The sequence below is a fragment of the Microbacterium pullorum genome (assembly GCF_014836535.1).
GTDB lineage: Bacteria > Actinomycetota > Actinomycetes > Actinomycetales > Microbacteriaceae > Microbacterium > Microbacterium pullorum.
This window is the reverse complement of sequence record NZ_JACSQP010000003.1, coordinates 30,098-50,069: the sequence shown is the minus strand read 5'-3', so window position 1 is coordinate 50,069 and position 19,972 is coordinate 30,098. Positions and strand designations below refer to the sequence as shown.

20 protein-coding genes and 1 pseudogene are annotated in these 19,972 nt (G+C 70.3%); 15 read left to right on the top strand and 6 right to left on the bottom strand.

Annotated elements, in window-relative coordinates:
• Positions 1 to 17: 17 nt before the first annotated feature.
• Positions 18 to 557: an NUDIX domain-containing protein gene (locus tag H9651_RS05125; protein WP_191718055.1), complete on the bottom strand. Its 540-nt coding sequence runs from the start codon at positions 555 to 557 to the stop codon at positions 18 to 20.
• A 47-nt stretch (positions 558 to 604) separates the two neighbouring features.
• Here H9651_RS05125 and dapA point away from each other — a divergent pair, with 47 nt between their 5' ends.
• From dapA to H9651_RS05075, 10 genes are all read left to right on the top strand, one after another.
• The gene (gene dapA, locus H9651_RS05120; protein WP_191718053.1) at positions 605 to 1,582 is read left to right on the top strand and encodes a 4-hydroxy-tetrahydrodipicolinate synthase; all 978 of its coding nucleotides are present in this window, start codon (positions 605 to 607) and stop codon (positions 1,580 to 1,582) included.
• Positions 1,579 to 3,249 (top strand): ribonuclease J, encoded by a 1,671-nt coding sequence (locus H9651_RS05115; protein ID WP_191718051.1) that lies wholly within the window; start codon positions 1,579 to 1,581, stop codon positions 3,247 to 3,249. Before dapA ends, H9651_RS05115 begins: the two co-directional genes overlap by 4 nt.
• 131 nt (positions 3,250 to 3,380) lie before the next feature.
• Positions 3,381 to 6,029: a DNA translocase FtsK gene (locus H9651_RS05110; RefSeq protein ID WP_191718049.1), complete on the top strand. Its 2,649-nt coding sequence runs from the start codon at positions 3,381 to 3,383 to the stop codon at positions 6,027 to 6,029.
• 24 nt (positions 6,030 to 6,053) lie between these two features.
• Positions 6,054 to 6,632 carry a CDP-diacylglycerol--glycerol-3-phosphate 3-phosphatidyltransferase gene (gene pgsA, locus H9651_RS05105; protein ID WP_191718040.1) on the top strand — a complete coding sequence of 193 codons (579 nt, stop codon included), beginning with the start codon at positions 6,054 to 6,056 and terminating at the stop codon, positions 6,630 to 6,632.
• Complete coding sequence (locus tag H9651_RS05100) at positions 6,629 to 7,174, top strand: CinA family protein (protein WP_191718039.1); 546 nt, start codon at positions 6,629 to 6,631, stop codon at positions 7,172 to 7,174. Before pgsA ends, H9651_RS05100 begins: the two co-directional genes overlap by 4 nt.
• Before the next feature lie 137 nt (positions 7,175 to 7,311).
• Positions 7,312 to 7,626, top strand: coding sequence for a helix-turn-helix domain-containing protein (locus H9651_RS05095; RefSeq protein ID WP_191718037.1), 315 nt, complete (start codon positions 7,312 to 7,314; stop codon positions 7,624 to 7,626).
• A gap of 14 nt (positions 7,627 to 7,640) precedes the next feature.
• Positions 7,641 to 7,865: a DUF3046 domain-containing protein gene (locus tag H9651_RS05090; protein ID WP_191718035.1), complete on the top strand. Its 225-nt coding sequence runs from the start codon at positions 7,641 to 7,643 to the stop codon at positions 7,863 to 7,865.
• 270 nt (positions 7,866 to 8,135) lie between these two features.
• Positions 8,136 to 9,188, top strand: a complete 1,053-nt coding sequence (gene recA / locus H9651_RS05085; protein ID WP_191718034.1) for a recombinase RecA — start codon at positions 8,136 to 8,138, stop codon at positions 9,186 to 9,188.
• An 11-nt stretch (positions 9,189 to 9,199) separates the two neighbouring features.
• Entirely contained in the window at positions 9,200 to 9,985 is a 786-nt protein-coding gene (locus tag H9651_RS05080; RefSeq protein ID WP_318244767.1) for a regulatory protein RecX, read from the top strand.
• Positions 9,986 to 10,125: 140 nt separating this feature from the next.
• A complete protein-coding gene (locus H9651_RS05075; RefSeq protein ID WP_191718032.1) occupies positions 10,126 to 10,395 on the top strand; it encodes a P-loop NTPase family protein in 270 nt (89 codons plus the stop codon).
• An 86-nt stretch (positions 10,396 to 10,481) separates the two neighbouring features.
• Here the strand turns inward: H9651_RS05075 and H9651_RS05070 are convergent, their stop codons facing one another.
• The 3 genes and pseudogenes from H9651_RS05070 to H9651_RS05060 form a co-directional block, all read right to left on the bottom strand.
• Positions 10,482 to 10,700 (bottom strand): hypervirulence associated TUDOR domain-containing protein, encoded by a 219-nt coding sequence (locus H9651_RS05070; protein WP_191718031.1) that lies wholly within the window; start codon positions 10,698 to 10,700, stop codon positions 10,482 to 10,484.
• Positions 10,701 to 10,731: 31 nt separating this feature from the next.
• Complete coding sequence (locus H9651_RS05065; RefSeq protein WP_191718030.1) at positions 10,732 to 11,295, bottom strand: DUF488 domain-containing protein; 564 nt, start codon at positions 11,293 to 11,295, stop codon at positions 10,732 to 10,734.
• Positions 11,292 to 11,591: pseudogene (locus tag H9651_RS05060) on the bottom strand (glycoside hydrolase family 15 protein); the annotation flags it as partial. The pseudogene H9651_RS05060 and the gene H9651_RS05065, both read right to left, overlap by 4 nt.
• A gap of 431 nt (positions 11,592 to 12,022) precedes the next feature.
• On the opposite strand from H9651_RS05060, the gene H9651_RS05055 reads away from it, so the two are divergent.
• From H9651_RS05055 to dapF, 4 genes are all read left to right on the top strand, one after another.
• Entirely contained in the window at positions 12,023 to 12,229 is a 207-nt protein-coding gene (locus H9651_RS05055) for a hypothetical protein (RefSeq protein WP_191718029.1), read from the top strand.
• Between the two features lie 49 nt (positions 12,230 to 12,278).
• The gene (gene miaB, locus H9651_RS05050) at positions 12,279 to 13,829 is read left to right on the top strand and encodes a tRNA (N6-isopentenyl adenosine(37)-C2)-methylthiotransferase MiaB (protein WP_191718028.1); all 1,551 of its coding nucleotides are present in this window, start codon (positions 12,279 to 12,281) and stop codon (positions 13,827 to 13,829) included.
• Positions 13,822 to 14,748 carry a tRNA (adenosine(37)-N6)-dimethylallyltransferase MiaA gene (gene miaA, locus H9651_RS05045; RefSeq protein WP_191718027.1) on the top strand — a complete coding sequence of 309 codons (927 nt, stop codon included), beginning with the start codon at positions 13,822 to 13,824 and terminating at the stop codon, positions 14,746 to 14,748. Before miaB ends, miaA begins: the two co-directional genes overlap by 8 nt.
• 71 nt (positions 14,749 to 14,819) lie before the next feature.
• Entirely contained in the window at positions 14,820 to 15,695 is an 876-nt protein-coding gene (gene dapF / locus H9651_RS05040) for a diaminopimelate epimerase (protein WP_191718026.1), read from the top strand.
• Positions 15,696 to 15,719: 24 nt separating this feature from the next.
• Here the strand turns inward: dapF and H9651_RS05035 are convergent, their stop codons facing one another.
• Positions 15,720 to 16,361: a class I SAM-dependent methyltransferase gene (locus H9651_RS05035; protein WP_191718025.1), complete on the bottom strand. Its 642-nt coding sequence runs from the start codon at positions 16,359 to 16,361 to the stop codon at positions 15,720 to 15,722.
• An 84-nt stretch (positions 16,362 to 16,445) separates the two neighbouring features.
• Here H9651_RS05035 and hflX point away from each other — a divergent pair, with 84 nt between their 5' ends.
• On the top strand, positions 16,446 to 18,002 hold the full coding sequence (gene hflX, locus H9651_RS05030; RefSeq protein WP_191718024.1) for a GTPase HflX: 1,557 nt from the start codon (positions 16,446 to 16,448) through the stop codon (positions 18,000 to 18,002).
• An 11-nt stretch (positions 18,003 to 18,013) separates the two neighbouring features.
• Here the strand turns inward: hflX and H9651_RS05025 are convergent, their stop codons facing one another.
• A complete protein-coding gene (locus H9651_RS05025) occupies positions 18,014 to 19,930 on the bottom strand; it encodes a S9 family peptidase (protein ID WP_191718023.1) in 1,917 nt (638 codons plus the stop codon).
• Between the last annotated feature and the right edge of the window lie 42 nt (positions 19,931 to 19,972).

The window sequence follows — 19,972 nt, the reverse complement described above, 5'->3', positions numbered from 1 at the left end:
GCGGTCAGCGCCGCTGATCAGGCGAAGCGCCCGAGCCGGATGCCGGCGTACGCCAGTGCGGCGACGGTCTCGCCGTCGGTGATGCGGCCGTCGCCGACCATCGCCACCGCCTCGCCGAACGGCACCCACCGCACCGCGCGGATGCCCTCCTCGGCCTGCGTGTGCGCGGCGTCGGCCAGCGCCTCGATGCCCCGCGCGAGGAAGACGTGCTCGGGCGCCTCGGCGATGCCGTTGAGCGCCGTCATGCCGCCGATCTCCTGCCAGTGCGCCGCACTCACCCCCGCCTCCTCGGCCAGCTCGCGCTGCGCCGCCACGAGCGGATCCTCACCGTCCGATCCCCCTGCGGGCACCTCGAGCGAGACGCCGACGGTGTAGCGGTCGATCTCCACGAGACACACCAGGTCGTCCGCGTCGACGGCGACGACGAACACGGCCGGATGCCGCATCTCGACGACCCCGTAGATGCCGTCGCCGGCGGGGCCGGTGACGTCGTCCTCGCGCACGCGGATCCACCTGTTGCGGTACACCTCACGGCTCGCGCGGGTCTGCCAGGTCATGCCGTGACCCTATCGGGACCGGGTGTGCGAACCGATACCCTGGAAACATGACGCATCACGGCAACCCGTTCGGACAGGTTCTCGTCGCGCTGGTCACTCCGATGACCGCCGACGGTGAAGTCGATTGGCCCGCCGTCGAGAAGCACATGGACGATGTCATCTCCGCAGGCGCCGACGGCATCGTGGTCACCGGCACGACGGGGGAGACGAGCACGCTCACCGACCCCGAGAAGATCCGCCTCGTCGAGGTGGGCAAGGACGTGGCCGCCGGTCGCGCCAAGATCATCACCGGCGGCGGCTCGAACGAGACCGCCCACGCGATCGAGCTCTACAAGGCCAGTGAGAAGGCCGGCGCCGACGGCATCATGATCGTCACGCCGTACTACAACAAGCCCACCCAGGCGGGCATCCTCACCCACTTCCGGCTGGTGGCCGACGCCACCGATCTGCCGGTGATCCTGTACGACATCCCGGGCCGCACCGGCGTCCCGATCAAGTACGAGACGATCCTCCGTCTCGCCAAGCACCCGAACATCCTGGCGGTCAAGGACGCCAAGGGTGATTTCAGCGAGGTCAGCCGGGTTCTGAACCAGACCGACCTCATGTACTTCTCGGGCGACGACGCGAACGTGCTGCCGCACCTCGCGATCGGCGCGTCCGGACTCATCGGCGTCACCGCCAACGTCGCAGCCGCGCCGTACCGCGTGATCGTCGATGCCGTCAACCGCGGCGACCTCGCCGCGGCGACGGCCGCCCACAAGCAACTCGAGCCGCTGGTGCGCGCCGTCATGACGCACGTGCCCGGCACGGTGAGCGCGAAGTACATCCTCCACGGCCTCGGCCGCATCTCCAGCCCCCGCGTCCGCCTGCCCCTCGTGGGGCCGGAGGAGTGGGAGGCCGCGATGATCGAAGACGAGCTGGCGCTGGTCACCGACATCGCCGGAGCAGATTTCTCCAATTTCCGACCCGATCGCAATGCGGCAGCAGGCGGCGCACTCCCGAAGGTTCACGGCACCACACGATGACGCTCTCCACACCCCCCGCACTCGCACCCGAAACCCTCCGCGTCATGCCTCTGGGCGGACTGGGCGAGATCGGGCGCAACATGACCGTCTTCGAGTACGAGGGCAAGCTGCTCATCGTCGACTGCGGCGTGCTCTTCCCCGAGGAGCATCAGCCCGGGGTCGACCTGATCCTCCCCGACTTCGAGCCGATCAAGCACCGCCTCGACGACATCGTGGGCGTGGTGCTCACGCACGGCCACGAAGACCACATCGGCGCCGTGCCCTACCTGCTGCGCCTCAAGCGCGACATCCCCCTCATCGGATCGGGCCTCACCCTCGCCCTCATCGAGGCCAAACTCAAGGAACACCGCATCAAGCCGTACACGCTGACGGTGAAGGAAGACCAGAAAGAGCAGGTGGGCCCGTTCGACCTCGAGTTCATCGCGGTCAACCACTCCATCCCCGACGCGCTCGCCGTCGCCATCAAGACGCCCGCCGGCACGGCGCTGGCGACCGGTGACTTCAAGATGGACCAGCTGCCGCTGGACGGCCGCCTCACCGACCTGCGCGCCTTCGCCCGCCTCGGCGAAGAGGGCGTCGACCTGTTCCTGGTCGACTCCACCAATGCAGACGTTCCCGGGTTCACGCCGCTCGAGCGTTCCATCGGGCCGGTGCTCGACCAGATCATCGCCCATTCGCCCCGACGCGTGATCGTCGCGAGCTTCTCGAGCCACGTGCACCGCGTGCAGCAGGTGCTCGACGCCGCGCACGCCAACGGTCGCCGCGTGGCGCTGCTGGGTCGCAGCATGCTGCGCAACATGACCATCGCCGCCGACCTCGGCTACCTCACGGTGCCCGAGGGTGTGCTCATCGACTACAAGAAGGCCCAGGACCTGCCCGACGACAAGATCGTCTTCATGTCCACCGGGTCGCAGGGCGAGCCGATGGCCGTGCTCAGCCGCATGGCCAACCTCGACCACGCGATCGAGCCGGGACCCGGCGACACCGTCATCCTCGCCTCCAGCCTCATCCCGGGCAACGAGAACGCCGTCTACCGCGTCATCGACGGGCTCACCAAGCTCGGCGCGAACGTCGTGCACAAGGGCAACGCCAAGGTGCACGTCTCCGGCCACGCCGCCGCCGGCGAGCTGCTGTACTGCTACAACATCCTCAAGCCCAAGAACGTGCTGCCCGTGCACGGCGAATACCGCCACCTCGTGGCCAACGCCAAGCTCGCGCAGGACACCGGCATTCCCGCCGAGCGCACCATCCTCGGCGAGAACGGCACCGTCATCGACCTCAAGGACGGCGTCGCGACCGTCGTGGGGCAGCTCGACATCGGCTTCGTCTACGTCGACGGCTCGACCGTGGGCGAGATCACCGACGCCGACCTCAAGGACCGCCGCATCCTCGGCGAAGAGGGCTTCATCTCGGTGATCGTGGTGGTGGATGCCGCCACCGGCCGTGTCATCACCGGTCCCGAGATCCACGCCCGCGGCTTCGCCGAGGACGACTCGGTGTTCGACGACGTCAAGCCGAAGATCGCCGCGGCCCTCGCCGAGGCGTCGAAGTCGGGGGTGCGCGACTCGCACGCGCTGTCGCAGGTCGTGCGTCGCACGATCGGCCGCTGGGTCAACCAGCGTCTGCGTCGTCGTCCGATGATCGTGCCGCTGGTCATCGAGGCCTGACACCCTCTTCGAAACGCCCGCCGTCGCACTGTGCGACCGCGGGCGTTTCGCGTTCCTGCGGCAGGGTCCGGGGGAGGGCTGGGGTCGCGTCGCTCCCGCCGATGTCGGTGGTCGCGACGTAACGTGGAGGAATGGCCAGGAGCAGCAGTCCGACCAAGAGCGGGCGCGCGCCCGCGAAGGGGGCGTCCCCGCGCGCCCGCAAACCCGCTCCGGCGCCCAAACGCTACGTCGACGAGGCGGAGAAGCCCCCGCTGATCGCGCGTGCGTGGATCGGCCTCGCCCACGCGACGGGCGGCCTCTTCCGCGCGTTCGGGCCGGAGACCCTCGAGAAGGACCAGCGCCGCGACGGCTTCCCGTTCCTGCTGGTGCTGCTCGCCGTCATCGGGGCCGTCGTGGAGTGGTTCTTCATCGGCAACGAGGTCGCCGCCACCATCAGCGCCTACACCGCGGGCGCTCTCATCGGCCGCGTCGCTTTCATCCTCCCCGTGCTTCTGCTGCTGCTGGCGGGCTGGCTCTTCCGGCATCCCTCCTCGGTGCACGACAACGGGCGCATCGGCATCGGCTTCGGCCTGTTCGTGCTCACGATCGCAGGCTTCTGCCACGTGCTCGGCGGGCTGCCGCAGCCGGCCGCGGGCCTGCCGTCGCTCAGCACCGCCGGCGGGCTGTTCGGTTGGATGCTCGGCCAGCCGCTGTCTTACCTGACCCAGATCGGCGCCTGCGTCGTGCTGGGGCTGCTGTCGCTGCTCAGCGTGCTGATCCTCACCAAGACTCCCCCCAACCGCATCGGCCACCGCCTGGGCGACCTGTACGCCTGGATGTTCGACGCCGAGCGGGTCGAGAAGCCCGCCAAGGCCGCCGCGGGGGAGGCGTCCGACTCCGACGCCGACTCCGACTCGCTGCCGTGGTGGCGGCGCAACAAGTCGGGGCGCGAAGAAGACCCCGACGACGACCTCGGGTCGCAGGACCTCACGGCGCTGCTGTCGCCACACGGTGACACCGGCGGCTTCGACCAGGCCATCGCGCCGCCCCCGCCGCCTCCGCTCCCCGACGCGCCCACCGAGGTCATCAGCCCCGGTGTCGTCGCCGCCGTGCGCGCCGGCGGACGCCGCACCGACACCGGCATCCGCGAGGACGCCACCGAGATCATCGACGACGGCGAGCTGCCCGGCCTGTCGGGCCTGGGCGGCGACGGCGACGGCATGCCGCCTTCTGCGCCGTACCGGCTGCCCTCCACCGCCGCCCTCGCCGCCGGCACGCCCCCCAAGGCGCGATCCGAGGCGAACGACGCCATGGTGCGGGCCATCACGAGCGTCTTCGACCAGTTCTCCGTCGACGCGCGGGTCACCGGTTTCTCGCGCGGCCCGACCGTCACCCAGTACGAGATCGCGCTCGGCTCGGGCGTGAAGGTCGAGCGCATCACCGCGCTCACCAACAACATCGCCTACGCCGTCGCCTCCAACGAGGTGCGCATCCTCGCGCCCATCCCCGGCAAGAGCGCCATCGGCGTGGAGATCCCCAACACCGACCGCGAGATCGTGACGCTCGGCGACGTGCTGCGCTCGCCCGCCTCCACCAATTCGGTGCACCCGATGACGATCGGCGTGGGCAAGGACGTCGGCGGCGGCTACGTCGTGGCGAACCTCGCGAAGATGCCGCACCTGCTGGTGGCGGGGTCGACCGGCTCGGGTAAGTCCAGCTTCGTGAACTCCATGATCACGAGCCTGCTCATGCGCGCCAAGCCCTCCGACGTGCGCATGGTGCTCATCGACCCCAAGCGCGTCGAGCTCACCTCCTACGCCGGTGTGCCGCACCTGATCACCCCCATCATCACGAATCCCAAGAAGGCCGCCGAGGCGCTGCAGTGGGTCGTGAAGGAGATGGACATGCGCTACGACGACCTCGCGTCGTTCGGCTACCGTCACATCGACGACTTCAACAAGGCGGTGGTCTCCGGCGAGGTGCAGCTGCCCGCCGGGAGCGAGCGCGTGCTCAAGCCGTACCCATACCTGCTGGTGGTCGTCGACGAGCTCGCCGACCTCATGATGGTGGCCCCGCGCGATGTCGAGGACTCGATCGTTCGCATCACCCAGCTCGCGCGAGCCAGCGGCATCCACCTGGTGCTCGCCACCCAGCGGCCCTCGGTCGACGTCGTCACCGGTCTCATCAAGGCCAACGTGCCCTCGCGGCTCGCCTTCGCCGTCACCAGCGTCACCGACTCCCGCGTCATCCTCGACCAGCCCGGCGCCGACCGCCTCATCGGGCAGGGCGACGCGCTTTTCCTCCCGATGGGCACCTCCAAAGCCATCCGCGTGCAGGGTGCCTGGGTGAGTGAGAAGGAGATCGAGAAGGTCGTCGCGCACGTCACCCAGCAGGCCCGCCCCGAATACCGCAAGGACGTCGCCGCGGTCGTGGAGAAGAAAGAGGTCGACGCCGACATCGGCGACGACCTCGAGTTGCTGCTGGCGGCAGCCGAACTGATCGTCTCGACCCAGTTCGGGTCGACCTCGATGCTGCAGCGCAAGCTGCGGGTGGGCTTCGCCAAGGCCGGGCGCCTCATGGATCTGCTGGAGTCCCGCGAGATCGTCGGCCCCTCCGAGGGGTCCAAGGCCCGCGACGTCATGGTCACGCCCGAGCAACTGCCGGGTGTGCTGGCCCGACTGCGCGGCGAGGACGAGCCCGACGCGGCCGAAGCCGACCCCGTCGACGCGCAGTTCGCCGGCTACGAGGTCGTCGAGGAGGAATCCGGCGACGAGGATGCCTGGGGCCTCACCGGCCGCTGAGGCGCGCGACGGTAGGCTCGACACGTGGCGATTCCGAGGCAGCTCCCCAACGCGATCACGATCGTGCGCATCCTCTGCGCCCCCGTCTTCCTGTGGATGCTGCTGGCCGACGGCGGTGCCGACGGGCCGCTGCGGTGGTGGGCTGCGGTGCTGTTCATCGTCGCGATCGCGACAGACGGCATCGACGGATACCTCGCTCGGCGCCATCACATCGTGACCGACCTCGGCAAGCTCCTCGATCCCATCGCCGACAAGGTGCTCACCGGCTGTGCGTTCGTGGGGCTGTCGATCCTCGCCGAACTGCCCTGGTGGACCACGATCGTCGTGCTCGTTCGCGAGATCGGCGTGACGGTGCACCGGCTGCTCGTCGCCGGCAACCACGTCGTCGCCGCCGCCTGGATGGGCAAGCTCAAGACCGTCGCCCAGGCGGTCGCCCTCTCCCTTGCGCTCCTCCCGCTGTGGACGGTCGTGGGGGAGTGGATCCACTGGGTGAACCTCATCACCATGAGCATCGCGGTGGTGCTGACGATCGCCAGCGGCATCGACTACGTCGTCACCGAGGTGCGCGGGTCGCGCCGCATGCGTCGCGGGACCGCCGCGTGAGCCCCTTCCGTCCCGCCCCGGACCCCGACCTGCCCGACGAAGAGACACTCGTCTCCACCGGTCGGCGCAGCGACGCGGAGATCCTCGTGGAACGACTGCGCGAGCTCGGCTGGACGATCGGCGTGGCCGAGTCGCTCACCGGGGGCCTCGTCGTCGCGTCGCTCGTCGCCGTGCCCGGCGCGTCTGCGGTCGTCCGCGGCGGCATCGTGGCGTACGCCACCGAACTGAAGCAGACCCTGCTCGACGTGGATCCGGTGCTGCTCGAGGCGCACGGACCTGTCAACGAGCGGGTGGCCCGCCAGATGGCGCGCGGGGTGCGCCGGGCCGTAGGCACCACCGACCGTCCCGCCGACATCGGCATCGCCACCACCGGGGTGGCCGGTCCCGATGCGGCCGACGGACAGCCGGTGGGAACGGTGCACATCGCCGTCTCGACGTCTCTGGGCTCGCGTGTGGAGTCGCTGCGTCTGACCGGCGACCGCGAGGAGATCCGCACCGAGACGACGGCCCGGGCGATCGCGTTCGCACTCGAAGCGCTCTGACGGGAACAAGTCGCCGCGACACGACGTTACCCGTGGGTGATTCCCATCCCACGCACAACTACCGGGATTACAGTGACCGTGTCCGGTGTTGTACTGTTATGCACCCGATGGGAATGGAAAGCGAGAGGGGGCCCGAAATGATCCTGGTTCGTCAAGAAATCGGCGAAGTGCTGCGTGACTTCCGTCTGCAGAAGGGGCGCACCCTCCGGCAGGTGGCCGGCCGGGCGAGTGTCGCCCTCGGCTATCTGAGTGAGGTCGAGCGCGGACAGAAGGAAGCCTCGAGCGAGATCCTCGCTTCGGTGGCCGACGCGCTCGATGTGCCCATCTCCGCCATCATGCGTGAAGTCGGCGACCGCATCTCGGTGCTCGAAGGCCTGCACACGTTCCCCGACGTCGTCCCCGACGACCTCGTGGCATCGGTCGAGGCCGAGCCCGCGCTGTCGATGCGCTGACCCGGTAGGTGTCGATGCGTCGGAGCGAATTCGATCGCGCCGTGAGCGACGAGTTCGGTGCTCGCGGCGCGGCGCTCGTCGCCGATCTCGTGTTGCCTCGCGTCGGCGGGCAGACCGCCCGGGAAGCCCTGGATGCCGGTACTCCCGCCCGCGAGGTGTGGGCAGCGCTGTGCGTCGAGGCCGAGGTGCCCGACGACCGCCGTTACGGCGTGGGGCGCATGGACCCGAGGCGGCGCTGACCCTCGGTCGCGACGGGGTGTTCGTCGTTATCGGCGAACGGGGTGCGGCGTGTCGTCGAATCTCTGTTCGATTCAGTCGTAGTCTCCTCTACAGCAGGTGTCGAGGGCGTGACCGTCCACATTGGCGGCAGGCGGCCGACCGATGTCGGAGGCCATCCGTAGCGTGGAACATGTCATCGCACACCACACGCCTTGTCGCAGCATCCCTCCCCTCCGGGGCGGAGCGCGACAGCCTACAGGCGACCGACCGCGAGCAGAAAAGAGCACGTCATGCCCTCACCCGCCGACCGCGAGAAGGCCCTCGAATCGGCCCTCGCCCAGATCGACCGGCAGTTCGGAAAGGGCTCGGTCATGCGACTGGGCAGCGACGAGCGTGCACCGGTCGCCGTGATCCCCACCGGCTCCATCGCCCTCGATGTCGCTCTCGGCGTCGGCGGGCTGCCGCGCGGCCGCATCATCGAGATCTACGGGCCCGAGTCGTCGGGTAAGACGACGCTCACCCTTCACGCGATCGCCAACGCCCAGCGCGCCGGCGGCATCGCCGCGTTCATCGACGCCGAGCACGCGCTCGACCCCGACTACGCGCAGAAGCTCGGCGTCGACATCGACCAGCTGCTGGTGTCACAGCCCGACACCGGTGAGCAGGCGCTCGAGATCGCCGACATGCTGGTGCGCTCCGGCGCCATCGATCTCATCGTCATCGACTCGGTCGCCGCCCTCGTGCCCAAGGCCGAGATCGAGGGTGAGATGGGCGACTCGCACGTGGGTCTGCAGGCACGACTCATGTCGCAGGCGCTGCGCAAGCTCACCGGTGGGCTCAGCCAGACCAACACCACGATGATCTTCATCAACCAGCTGCGCGAGAAGATCGGTGTGTTCTTCGGTTCGCCCGAGACCACCGCCGGCGGTAAGGCGCTGAAGTTTTATGCCTCGGTGCGGCTGGACATCCGTCGCATCGAGACGCTCAAGGACGGCACCGACGCGGTGGGCAACCGCACGCGCGTGAAGGTCGTGAAGAACAAGATGGCGCCGCCGTTCAAGCAGGCGGAATTCGACATCCTCTACGGCACCGGCATCTCCCGCGAGGGCAGCCTCATCGACTTCGGCGTCGAGCACGCTCTCGTGAAGAAGTCCGGCGCCTGGTACACGTATGAGGGCGACCAGTTGGGTCAGGGCAAGGAGAACGCCCGCAACTTCTTGCTGCGCAACCCCGACATCGCCAACGACATCGAGACGAAGATCAAGCAGAAGCTCGGCATCGGCCAGCCGAAGCTCGTCGAAGAGGCCGTGGCCGACGACCTGGCCGCACGCCGCCCGGCCTGATGGTGCATTTCGTGAGCGACGGGGGCGTCCCCGAGGACGCCGAGGGGGTCGCCCCCGTCATCCCGCTGTTCGGCGGTCGCCGCGCGGCGGCTCGTCGGGCCGATACGGCTGACTCGACTACCGCTGCGGCCGCCGCGACGGGGCGGGACGCCGGCGACGCCGCGCCGATCGATCTGGTGCCGCGCTGGCGCTCCACGTGGCATGACGACCGCCCCGAGCCCGCAGCCGCGGCGGCGCCGGTGCGGGGGCCACGGTTCGTCGCCGACACCGGCGACGACCGTGGCGAGGGCGATGTCGAGCCCGACCCCGCGGAGCAGGTCGAGGCGGCGGAGCGCATGCTGCTGAAGAAGCTCCGCGCCCGGCAGCTGTCGGTGTCCGAGGCGCGCAGCGCCCTGGTGGCCTACGAACTGCCCGCGGTCGACGTGGAGCAGCTGATCGATGATTGCCTGCGTCGGGGCTACCTCGACGACGCCCGGCTTGCCGAACAGCTCATCCACGCCGGCTCGGAACGCAAGGGGCAGGGGCGCCGCGCGATCGCGCAGACACTGTCGGCACGGGGTATCCCGCGTGACGTGGTCGATGTGGCGCTGGCCGAGCAGCCCGACGACGACGCCGAGCGTGCGCTGGAGTTCGCGCGCACCAAGGCCCGTCAGCTCAGCCATGTCGATGAGGCCGCCGCATTGCGCCGGCTCATGGGTCAGCTGTCGCGTCGGGGCTATCCCGGCTCGGTGGCGGCGACGGCCGCCCGTGCGGCTCTGGCCGAGAACCGTTCCGGCGGCGGGGTGCGGTTCCGCTGAACCCCACTGTGCTCTGCCTTACCCCTAGGGTCGGGGACGGCGGAGAGGTCCACGATGTCGATCCAGGTGGAGGCGCTGACCAAGACGTACCGCGGCCGACCCGCCGTGGACGGAATCTCCTTCCCTTCGACTCCGGTACGGTGAGCGTGCTCGGGAACGACGTCACCCGCGAGGGGATCGGGGTCGTCTTCCAAGGCTCCGTGCTCGCTCCCGCGCTCACGGCGCGGGAGAACGTGCACCTGCGGGCACGGATGCCGCTGGTCGCCCGTGACCGCATCGCCACCGGTGTCGCGGACGTCACCGCCCTCATCGGCCTGGGCGAGTTCCTCGATCGGCCCTCCCGAACAGTCAAATGGGAGGTAGCCGATTGGTCGCTTCCCCGTCCACCGAGTTTGCGCTGGGCAGCGTAAGGACTCTCCGAGATTCACGTGGAGCGTTCGGAGTTGGGTGAGCCGACGACGCGCAGAAGCCCGAGGACTGCGGCCGTGCGCTTGGCTCAGGAGTCGGTGACCCGGGTCAGCGCGTCGCCTCTGTGGGCAGCGATGTGATCGGTCTTGTCGCTCTTGATCTCGTACTGCGGGTCCTGCGCGCTCGCCCTGTGCGTGTGGCCCTTGTAGTCGAAGTCAGCGGTGTGCACTTTGACGATCCGCCCGCTGACGCGGCCGGCCTCGGAGTTCCAGCTGACGTGGTCGCCAACCTTCAATGACTCGCTCATAGTCGTTCCTTCCCTTCTGATGATGCGGAGATCAGCGCAGCTTCTGGTCGTCCTGCTCTTGGCTGGGCGGATAGGTGATGGTGCGGCCCGCTTCGATGCGAGCGCCTGCGGTGAGGGTCGCGGGGGTGAGTCGCCCGTCGGGCATGAGGTGGGCGACGGGGATGTCGCGGGCGATGAGGTGATCCGCGATGATACGCCGGTGGCAGCGCCACCACACCGCCTCGGAGCACATGATCACGGGGAGTTGCGTCGGCGCAGCGAGCTCGATGAGGGCGTCCAGTCCCTCGGCGAAGTCGGAACTGAGGGCGTAGTCGGCATACCGGTGGAAGCTGTCGTTGTTCCAGAAGCCGTTCACCTCGGGTGCGACGGTGTGAGTGGCGGTGCGCAGGCCCCCGAGTCGCTTCTCGCCCAGATAGGGGATGCCGGCCTCTTCGAGACTCGACGCGAGGTTCTCCTCGTTGAACTGTGGATTGCGCCGGGACCCGGGGAGTTTGCGGACATCGACCAGGCCGGTGACACCCGCGCCGTGCAGCAGGTGCAGGAACTCATCGATGGGGTGGGTGGAGTGTCCCACCGTCAGGATGCGGGGAGTCATCGCGGCTGGTTCCCGATTCCGGCGAGTGCGTCGGCGGCGCGGACGAGGGCGAGGTGGGAGAACGCCGGCGGGAAGTTCCCGACCTGCCGGCCGCCGGCGGGATCGTATTCCTCGGAGAGTAGGCAGAGATCGTTGGCGTAGGCGCAGAGCCGGTCCATGAGGGCACCGGCGTCGTCGGTGCGGCGGGAGGTGGTGTATTGCTCGACGAGCCAGAACGAGCAGACCGAAAAGGGATGCGCGCACCCGGGCAGGCCGTCGACGCCGGTGTCGGTGCGGGAGCGGAGCACAAGCCCGTCCCGCACGGCGCGGATGGCGCGGTCGAAGGCGGCCCACACGGGACGCAATGACGGGAACCCTGTCACGGTCAGGGTGCCCTTCTGGCGCTCGGCGACCTTGAACCGGCGGATCCGCGGCATCGCTCGCGCGCAGCCGAAGCGGATCCGCAGATCCGTCACGAACTCGACCGTGCCCGAGACCCCGGCCGCCCGGCAGCTGCTCAGCAGCGCGTAGTCCTGGACGGGAGTCACCATCCTTCCCATCCTGACAGCATCGTGCGGATCGTGCCATCCACCGGGAGCTGGAAAAGGGCGGAGGGCACGGCGACCACGTGCGCGACTTCGAGTTCCGGCGCGGAGCAGGCTGGCCGCCGCCGCGATCGCCCTCACGCTGTCGACGTTCGTCCGGCTCATCTCGGTGGGGCATCCCGATCGGCGCCTTCGCCGATGTCGTGGCGGCGCTCCCGTTCGCGCAGGCGGGCATGCTGCGACGTCGGTTCTCCGACGGCATTCTCGCCACCATCACCACCGACGCGCCCGGCGCCGAAGCGCAGCTGCGCCTGCTGTACGGATTGGATATGCAGATCGGGGAATGGACGGTGACGGTCTGCACGGCGCTGTCGTCGGTGCGCATCCGCATCCGCATCCGCATCCGGTGACCGACGGTCCCGGCTCATGCTCGGGGCGGGAACCTACAATGAAGGCATCATGACCCTGCCCTCCGCCGCCCCCACCCTGATCGCGCCGTCGCCCGCTGCGCACTCGGCCGACGGCCGCCCCCGCACCTACGAGGTGCGCACGTTCGGCTGTCAGATGAACGTGCATGACTCCGAGCGACTCTCCGGGTCGCTCGAGAGCGCCGGGTACGTCCGGGCAGAAGGCGGCGCAGATGCCGACGTCATCGTCATCAACACGTGCGCCGTGCGCGACAACGCCGCCGGCAAGCTCTACGGCACGCTCGGGCATCTGAAGTCCGTCAAAGACAAGCACGAGGGCATGCAGATCGCCGTCGGCGGCTGCCTCGCCCAGATGGACAAGGAGACCGTGCAGCGCAAGGCTCCGTGGGTGGACGTCGTCTTCGGCACCCACAACATGGGCTCGCTGCCGAGCCTGCTCGAACGCGCCCGCCACAACGGCGAGGCGGAGCTGGAGATCCTCGAGTCCCTCGAGGTCTTCCCCTCGACCCTGCCGACCAAGCGCGACGCCGTGCACAGCGGCTGGGTGTCGATCTCGGTGGGCTGCAACAACACCTGCACGTTCTGCATCGTCCCGAGCCTGCGCGGCAAGGAGAAGGACCGCCGCCCCGGCGACATCCTCAACGAGATCCGCCTGCTCGTCGACGACGGCGCGATCGAGGTGACCCTGCTCGGCCAGAACGTCAACTCGTACGGCGTGGAGTTCGGCGACCGGCAGGCGTTCGGCAAGCTGCTGCGGGCGGCGGGCGAGATCCCCGGGCTCGAGCGCATCCGTTTCACGAGCCCGCACCCCGCGGCCTTCACCGACGACGTCATCGCCGCCATGGCGGAGACGCCCGCCGTCATGCCGCAGCTGCACATGCCGCTGCAGTCCGGCAGCGACCGCATCCTCAAGGCGATGCGCCGCTCGTACCGGTCCGAGCGCTTCCTCGGCATCCTCGACCGGGTCCGGGAGCGCATCCCGCACGCCGCCATCTCCACCGACATCATCGTCGGGTTCCCGGGCGAGACCGACGAGGACTTCGAGGACACCATGCGGGTCGTCGAGGCCGCCCGGTTCGCCAGCGCCTTCACCTTCCAGTACTCCATCCGCGAGGGCACTCCTGCGGCGACCATGCCCGATCAGGTGCCCAAGCACATCGTGCAGGAGCGGTACGAGCGGCTCACCGCCCTGCAGGACCGCATCTGCCTGGAGGAGAACCAGAAGCAGGTGGGCCGTGAGGTGCAGGTGCTGGTCTCGGTCGGCGAGGGCAAGAAGGACACCGAGACGCACCGGCTCACCGGCCGCGCCGAGGACAACCGGCTCGTGCACTTCGAGGTGCCCGCAGGCTCTGACCTGCCGCGCCCCGGCGACGTCGTCACGGTGACACTCACTCACGCAGCCCCCTTCCACCTGCTCGCCGACGCCCCCGACGGTGCGCCGCTGCGCATTCGGCGCACCCGCGCCGGCGACGCCTGGGATCGCACGCAAGCCGAGTCATGCGCCGTACCCGCGCCGGCCGGCAACGGTGGCGCGCCGCGCGCGGTGTCGCTCGGCCTCCCGACGCTGCGCATCGGTGTCTGACGCGGCCGCACCGCGCCTGTGGGCGGTGGTCGGCGCCACCGGCACCGGCAAGACCGCGCTGTCGCTCGACCTCGCCGAGGCGCTGCGTGCGCGCGGTCGCGCGGCGGAGATCGTCAACGCGGATGCCATGCAGCTGTACCGCGGCATGGACATCGGCACCGCCAAGCTCCCCGAATCCGAGCGCCGCGGCATCCCGCATCATCTGTTCGACGTGCTCGATCCCTCCGACGACGCCGCGGTCGCCTGGTACCAGTCCGCCGCACGCGCGGCGATCGCAGACAGCCACGGCCGTGGCGCCGACGCGATCCTGGTCGGCGGATCGGGCCTGTACGTCTCGAGCGTGATCCATGACTTCCGCTTCCCGCCGCGCGACGCGGCGCTACGGGCCGAGCTGGAAGCGGAGCTCGACCGGGACGGGCCCGGTGCGCTGTACGCGCGCCTGCGGGACCTCGACCCGGCGACGGCCGCCCGCGTCGACCCGCGCAACGGCAGACGCATCGTGCGCGCCCTCGAGGTGCTCGCGCAGGGGGAGGCGACGCACGGTGCCGCGCTGCCCGACGCGCCGGTGCTCTGGCATGCGCCCACGCGGCTGATCGGGGTCGAACTGCCGCGCGAGCAGCTCGTCGCGCGGCTCGACCAGCGCGTCGAGGGCATGTGGCGCGACGGGCTGCTGGACGAGGTGGCGGCGCTGCGCGCCGCGGGCCTGGAAGACGGCGTGACGGCGCGTCGCGCCATCGGATACGCCCAGGCGCTCGCCCAACTCGACGGCGAGCTGTCGCAGGCCGACGCGATCGCGCAGACCCAGGCGCTCACTCGCCGCTACGCCCGGCGTCAGGTGTCGTGGTTCCGACGCTACGCCGACGTCACCTGGGTCGCTCCCGGGGCCGACGCCGACGAGCTGGCACGATACCCCGAGTGAGATGTCCGGAAGACGACTCATCCCCGACGACTGACCCCGGGCGACGCGCGGGCCTCGAATAGACTGGCGGGATGCCGCAGACCCTCCCGTTCAGCAAAGGCCACGGCACCGGCAACGACTTCGTGATCGTCGCCGACCCCGACGGCGCCATCGACCTCTCCGACGACCAGGTCGCCGTGCTCTGCGACCGGCGCTTCGGCATCGGCGGCGACGGCATCCTGCGCGTCGTGCGCTCCGCCTGCCTGCCCGTGGGCCGCGAGGCGGCGGAATCGGGCGCGGAGTGGTTCATGGACTACCGCAACGCCGACGGCTCCGTCGCCGAGATGTGCGGCAACGGCATGCGCGTCTTCACCCGCTACCTCGTCGACACCGGGTTCGCCGACCTGCCCGAGGGCGGTCACCTCGACATCGGCACGCGTGCCGGCGTCAAGCGGGTCACCCGGTCGGACGACGGCTTCGAGGTGGACCTGGGTGTCTGGCGGGCCGAAGAGGGTGACGTGCTGGTGCGCGCCCGCGGGATCGACGTCGCACGCCCCGGCCAGGGGATCGACGTCGGCAACCCGCACGTCGTCGTCGCGCTGCCGACCCACCTCGAACTCGACGGCCTCGATCTCACCGTGCAGCCCATCCTCGAACCGGCCCCGCGTCACGGCGCCAACATCGAGTTCGTGGTGCCGGCCGACCCGCTCGTGCGCGGCGGCGTCGGGGCGATCACGATGCGCGTGTTCGAACGCGGCGTCGGCGAGACCCTCAGCTGCGGCACGGGCGTTGCCGCGGCCGCCCTGGCCGTGCGCCTGTGGGCGGGCAAGGCCGCACCCGACCACTGGCGCGTCGACGTGCCCGGCGGCACGCTCGGGGTGCGGGTGCGTCAGGCCGATGATGGGGAGCACGTGCTGCTGTCGGGGCCGGCGACGCTCGTCTTCAGCGGCGAGGTCGCACTGGCCTGACCCGCGCGGGCGCGGGCGGGGCTGTCACGGGAGGGTGATCTCCGCAGTCGGGGTCGCGCCGTGCTTGCGCACCTTGATCACCCGGAAGCCGCGGCTCGTCGCGGTGCGGTGCACGCTGTAGCCGTCGGCGAACGTGGCATCCAGCCAGCGCTGCAGCGAATCGGATCCGAGGTTTCGCTGCACCACGAGCCACGCGTCGCTGCGTTCGTCCAGGCGCGGGATCCAGCTCTGCATCAGACCGTGCAGCACGCTCTTGCCCACGCGGATCGGCGGGTTGGAGCGGATCGTTCGGAACGAGATGTCGTCGGGAACATCGTCGGGGAGCACGGCGTTGACGTTGTCGAGCCCCAGCTTCTCGGCGTTGCGGCGGACGAGATCCAACGCCCGCTCGTTCACATCGACGGCCCAGACGGTGGAGTGCGGTGCATCCATCGCCAGCGACAGTGCGATCGGTCCCCAGCCGCACCCGATGTCGAGCAGATGCCCGCCGGGCGGCGGTGGCGGCGTGTTCGCCAGCAGAACCGCGGTACCGGAGTCGATGTGATCCGGGCTGAACACCCCGCCCGCCGTCGTGAGCTCCACCGGGCGACCGGAGAGGGTCACGCGCAGTCGGCGGAGATCAGAGGAACTGGACGGGGACGCACTGAAATAGTGATCATTCCCCATCCTGCGAGCGTAGCGGAGGCCACGCACAGGGCAGAAAGCTAGAGTTTACGGATGCCGCTCGGCGCGGCTTCCCGAAAGGAATACATGACAGACACCACCACCCCCGGCGACTCCGAATCGACAGAGGTCGATCCTGTCGACCGGGTGCTGGCGCGCGCTGAGGCGCGTCAGGGAGCGCGGGTGACGAGCTTCACCGGCACGGGCGGACAGAACCGCGTGCTCGGCGGCGCGCAGGCGCTGCAGGACGCAGCGACCGCGTACGGCGACGGTGACGGTGAGCAGTGGGACCGCGAGGAGCGTGCGGCGCTGCGCCGCGTGCCGGGGCTGTCGACCGAGCTCGAGGACGTCACCGAGGTCGAGTACCGCCAGCTGCGGCTGGAGAACGTCGTGCTCGTGGGTGTGTACCCGCAGGGTTCGCAGGAAGACGCCGAGAACTCGCTTCGCGAACTCGCCGCCCTCGCCGAGACGGCCGGTGCTGTCGTGCTCGACGGTGTGCTGCAGCGTCGCCCGCACCCGGACCCGGCCACCTACGTCGGGCGCGGCAAGGCGCAGGAACTGCGCGACATCGTCGCCGCCGTCGGGGCGGACACCGTCATCGCCGACACCGAGCTCGCCCCCAGCCAGCGCCGCGCGCTGGAGGATGTCGTGAAGGTCAAGGTCATCGACCGCACGACCGTCATCCTCGACATCTTCAGCCAGCACGCCAAGAGCCGCGAGGGCAAGGCGCAGGTCGAACTCGCGCAGCTGGAGTACCTGCTCCCGCGCCTGCGCGGGTGGGGCGACTCGATGAGCCGCCAGGCCGGTGGCCAGGTGGGCGCCGGCGGCGCGGGCATGGGCTCGCGCGGACCCGGTGAGACCAAGATCGAACTCGACCGTCGCCGCATCCGCACGCGCATGGCGATTCTGCGTCGGCAGATCCGTGATTTCGGGCCCGCCCGTGACGCGAAGCGAGCCGAGCGCAAGCGCCACACGATCCCTTCCGTCGCGATCGCCGGCTACACCAACGCCGGCAAGTCGAGTCTGCTGAACCGGCTCACCAGCGCCGGCGTGCTGGTCGAGAACGCGTTGTTCGCGACGCTGGATGCCACGGTGCGCCGCTCGGAGACGACCGATGGGCGCGTGTTCACCCTCACCGACACCGTCGGGTTCGTCCGCAACCTCCCGCACCAGCTCGTCGAGGCGTTCCGCTCGACGCTGGAAGAGGTGGCGGGGTCGGATGTCATCGTGCACGTCGTGGATGCCTCGCACCCCGACCCGGCCAGCCAGTTGGCGACCGTGCGCGACGTCATCGGCGATGTGGGCGCCCGCGACATCCGCGAGATCGTCGTGTTCAACAAGTCCGACCTCGTCGACGACGACACCCGGCTGGTGCTGCGGGGTCTCGAGCCCGACGCGCTGTTCGTGTCGTCGCGCACGGGTGAGGGCATCGCGCAGCTGCGCACGGTCGTCGAGGCGGCACTGCCGCTTCCCGAGGTGGAGGTGCGGGCCCTCGTGCCCTACGACCGAGGCGACCTGGTGTCGGCCGCGCACGAGACCGGACACATCGTCACTCAGGCGCACGAGGAGGAAGGCACGGCGCTGCACGCCTTCGTCTCACCTCGCCTGGCCGCAGAGCTCGAGCGCTTCCGCGTCGACGACTGACCGCGCGTCGCTCAGGGCGCGGGGCTGAGCGGCACCGGCGGGACGCCGGGGGTGTCGAACCCGAACACCTGCCCGAGGAACGCCAGCTCCGATTCGAGCGCGTGCACGACGGTCTCCGCGCGCCGGAAGCCGTGGCCCTCGCCCTCGTAGAGCACGTAGGCATGGGGGATGCCCCGGGCGGCGAGGGCGTCGCGGATCGCCTCGGACTGCGACGGCGGCACCACCTCGTCGTCGGCACCCTGCAGCAGCAGCACCGGCACGCGGAACCCGTCGGGCCGGCGCAGCGGCGACCGCTGCAGATACAGCTCCTCGGCACCCGGGAGCGGGCCGATCAGGCCGTCGAGGTAGCGCGCCTCGAAGTCATGCGTGTCCTCGGCGAGGGTGCGGGCATCGCCGACGCCGTAGCGGGAGATGCCCGCGGCGAAGACGTCGGTGCCCACGAGCGCCGACAGGACGGTCCACCCGCCGGCCGAGCCGCCGGCGATCGCCAGGCGTGCGGCATCCGCCCGGCCCTCGCCGGCCAAGCCCGCCGCCGCCGCGGCGACGTCGTCGACATCGGCGACGCCCCACTGGCCGCGCAGTCGGTCGCGGTACGCGCGGCCGTAGCCGCTGGAGCCGGCGTAGTTGACATCGAGCACGCCGATGCCCCGGCTGGTGAGGTAGGCGATCTTGCCGGACGCTGCGGCGGCGACGTGCGACGTGGGCCCGCCGTGCACGAACACGACGTAGGGCGGCAGTTCGCCGTCGGGAGCGACCACCTGCGGGTTGGTGGGCGGGTAGTCGTAAGCGTGCACGGGGCCGTGAGGTCCCGAGAAGGTCACCGCGCGGGGGCGCGGCAGCCACGCCGTGTCCCAGGCGGGGACGCCGCCGACGAGCGGCTGCGCGTCGAGGGGCCTGTCGACGTCCACGAGCCACAGACCCGCAGGGCGGTCGGTGCCGCCACCGGTGAGAAGCATGCGTGACCCGGCGACGTCGTCGATCGAGACCCCCGCCGTGGTCGGGACGGGAAGGGGGGTCACCGCGTCATCCGGGCCGATCAGGACGAGTTCGTCGTCGCCGTGGGTGCGCACCGCGACGACGCGGTCGTCCGCCAGCACCGCGAACCAGCGCTCCCCGAGCACCCACAGTGGCCCGCCGGTGTCGGCGTCCGCCGGGGCGAGCGGCACCGGCGCGGCATCCGTCGAGATCGACCGGCACCACAGGTTCCACCGGCCGCTCGGATCATCGGCGTAGACGAGCCGGTCGTCGTCGAGCCACTGCGGCTGCAATGCCGAGGTGGTCCCCGACGACAGCGCCCGCGGCGAGGTGACGACCCCGCCGGCGATGCGCCCGACCATGAGACGACTGCGATCCCACGCCATGTCGGGGTGGTCCCAGGCGATCCACGCGAGGTGGGTGCCGTCGGGGGAGAGCGCGGGGTGCGCGACGAAATCGCTGCCGCCGGCGAGTTCGCTCACCGCACCGCCGTCGACGGGGACGGCGACGATCGCGCGGCGCGGCACACCGGGTGCGCGGTGGTCCTCGCAGACGGCCAGCAGGGTGCCGCGCTGCCACGTGAGTCCGCCGTAGCGCACGTCGCCGTCGGCGGGGGTGAGGGGAGCGGGGTCGCCCCCGGGCCGCAGCGCGTACACGCGCTGGTCGGCCCTGTCGACGAAGTACAGGACGCCGTCGGCGGAGGCCGTCCACGCGCCACCGCCGTACTCGTGCACGCGGGAGCGCGCGCTCCACGGCGCGGGCAGCACGTCGGCGGTGGTTCCGTCCGGCATCCGTCGTCGCACCGCGGTGCGGCCGCCCTCGGCGGGGACCGTCTCACCCCACCACACCTCGTCGCCGACGAAGCGCGCGCCCTCAAATCGGGGCGACGCCGCCGACACGTCGGCCGCCGAAAGCGGGGAGGGCCAGGAACCGTAGGGGAGCACGTCGACCATGCGATCCACGTTACGCGGCGACACAGATCGTCACATGCGACC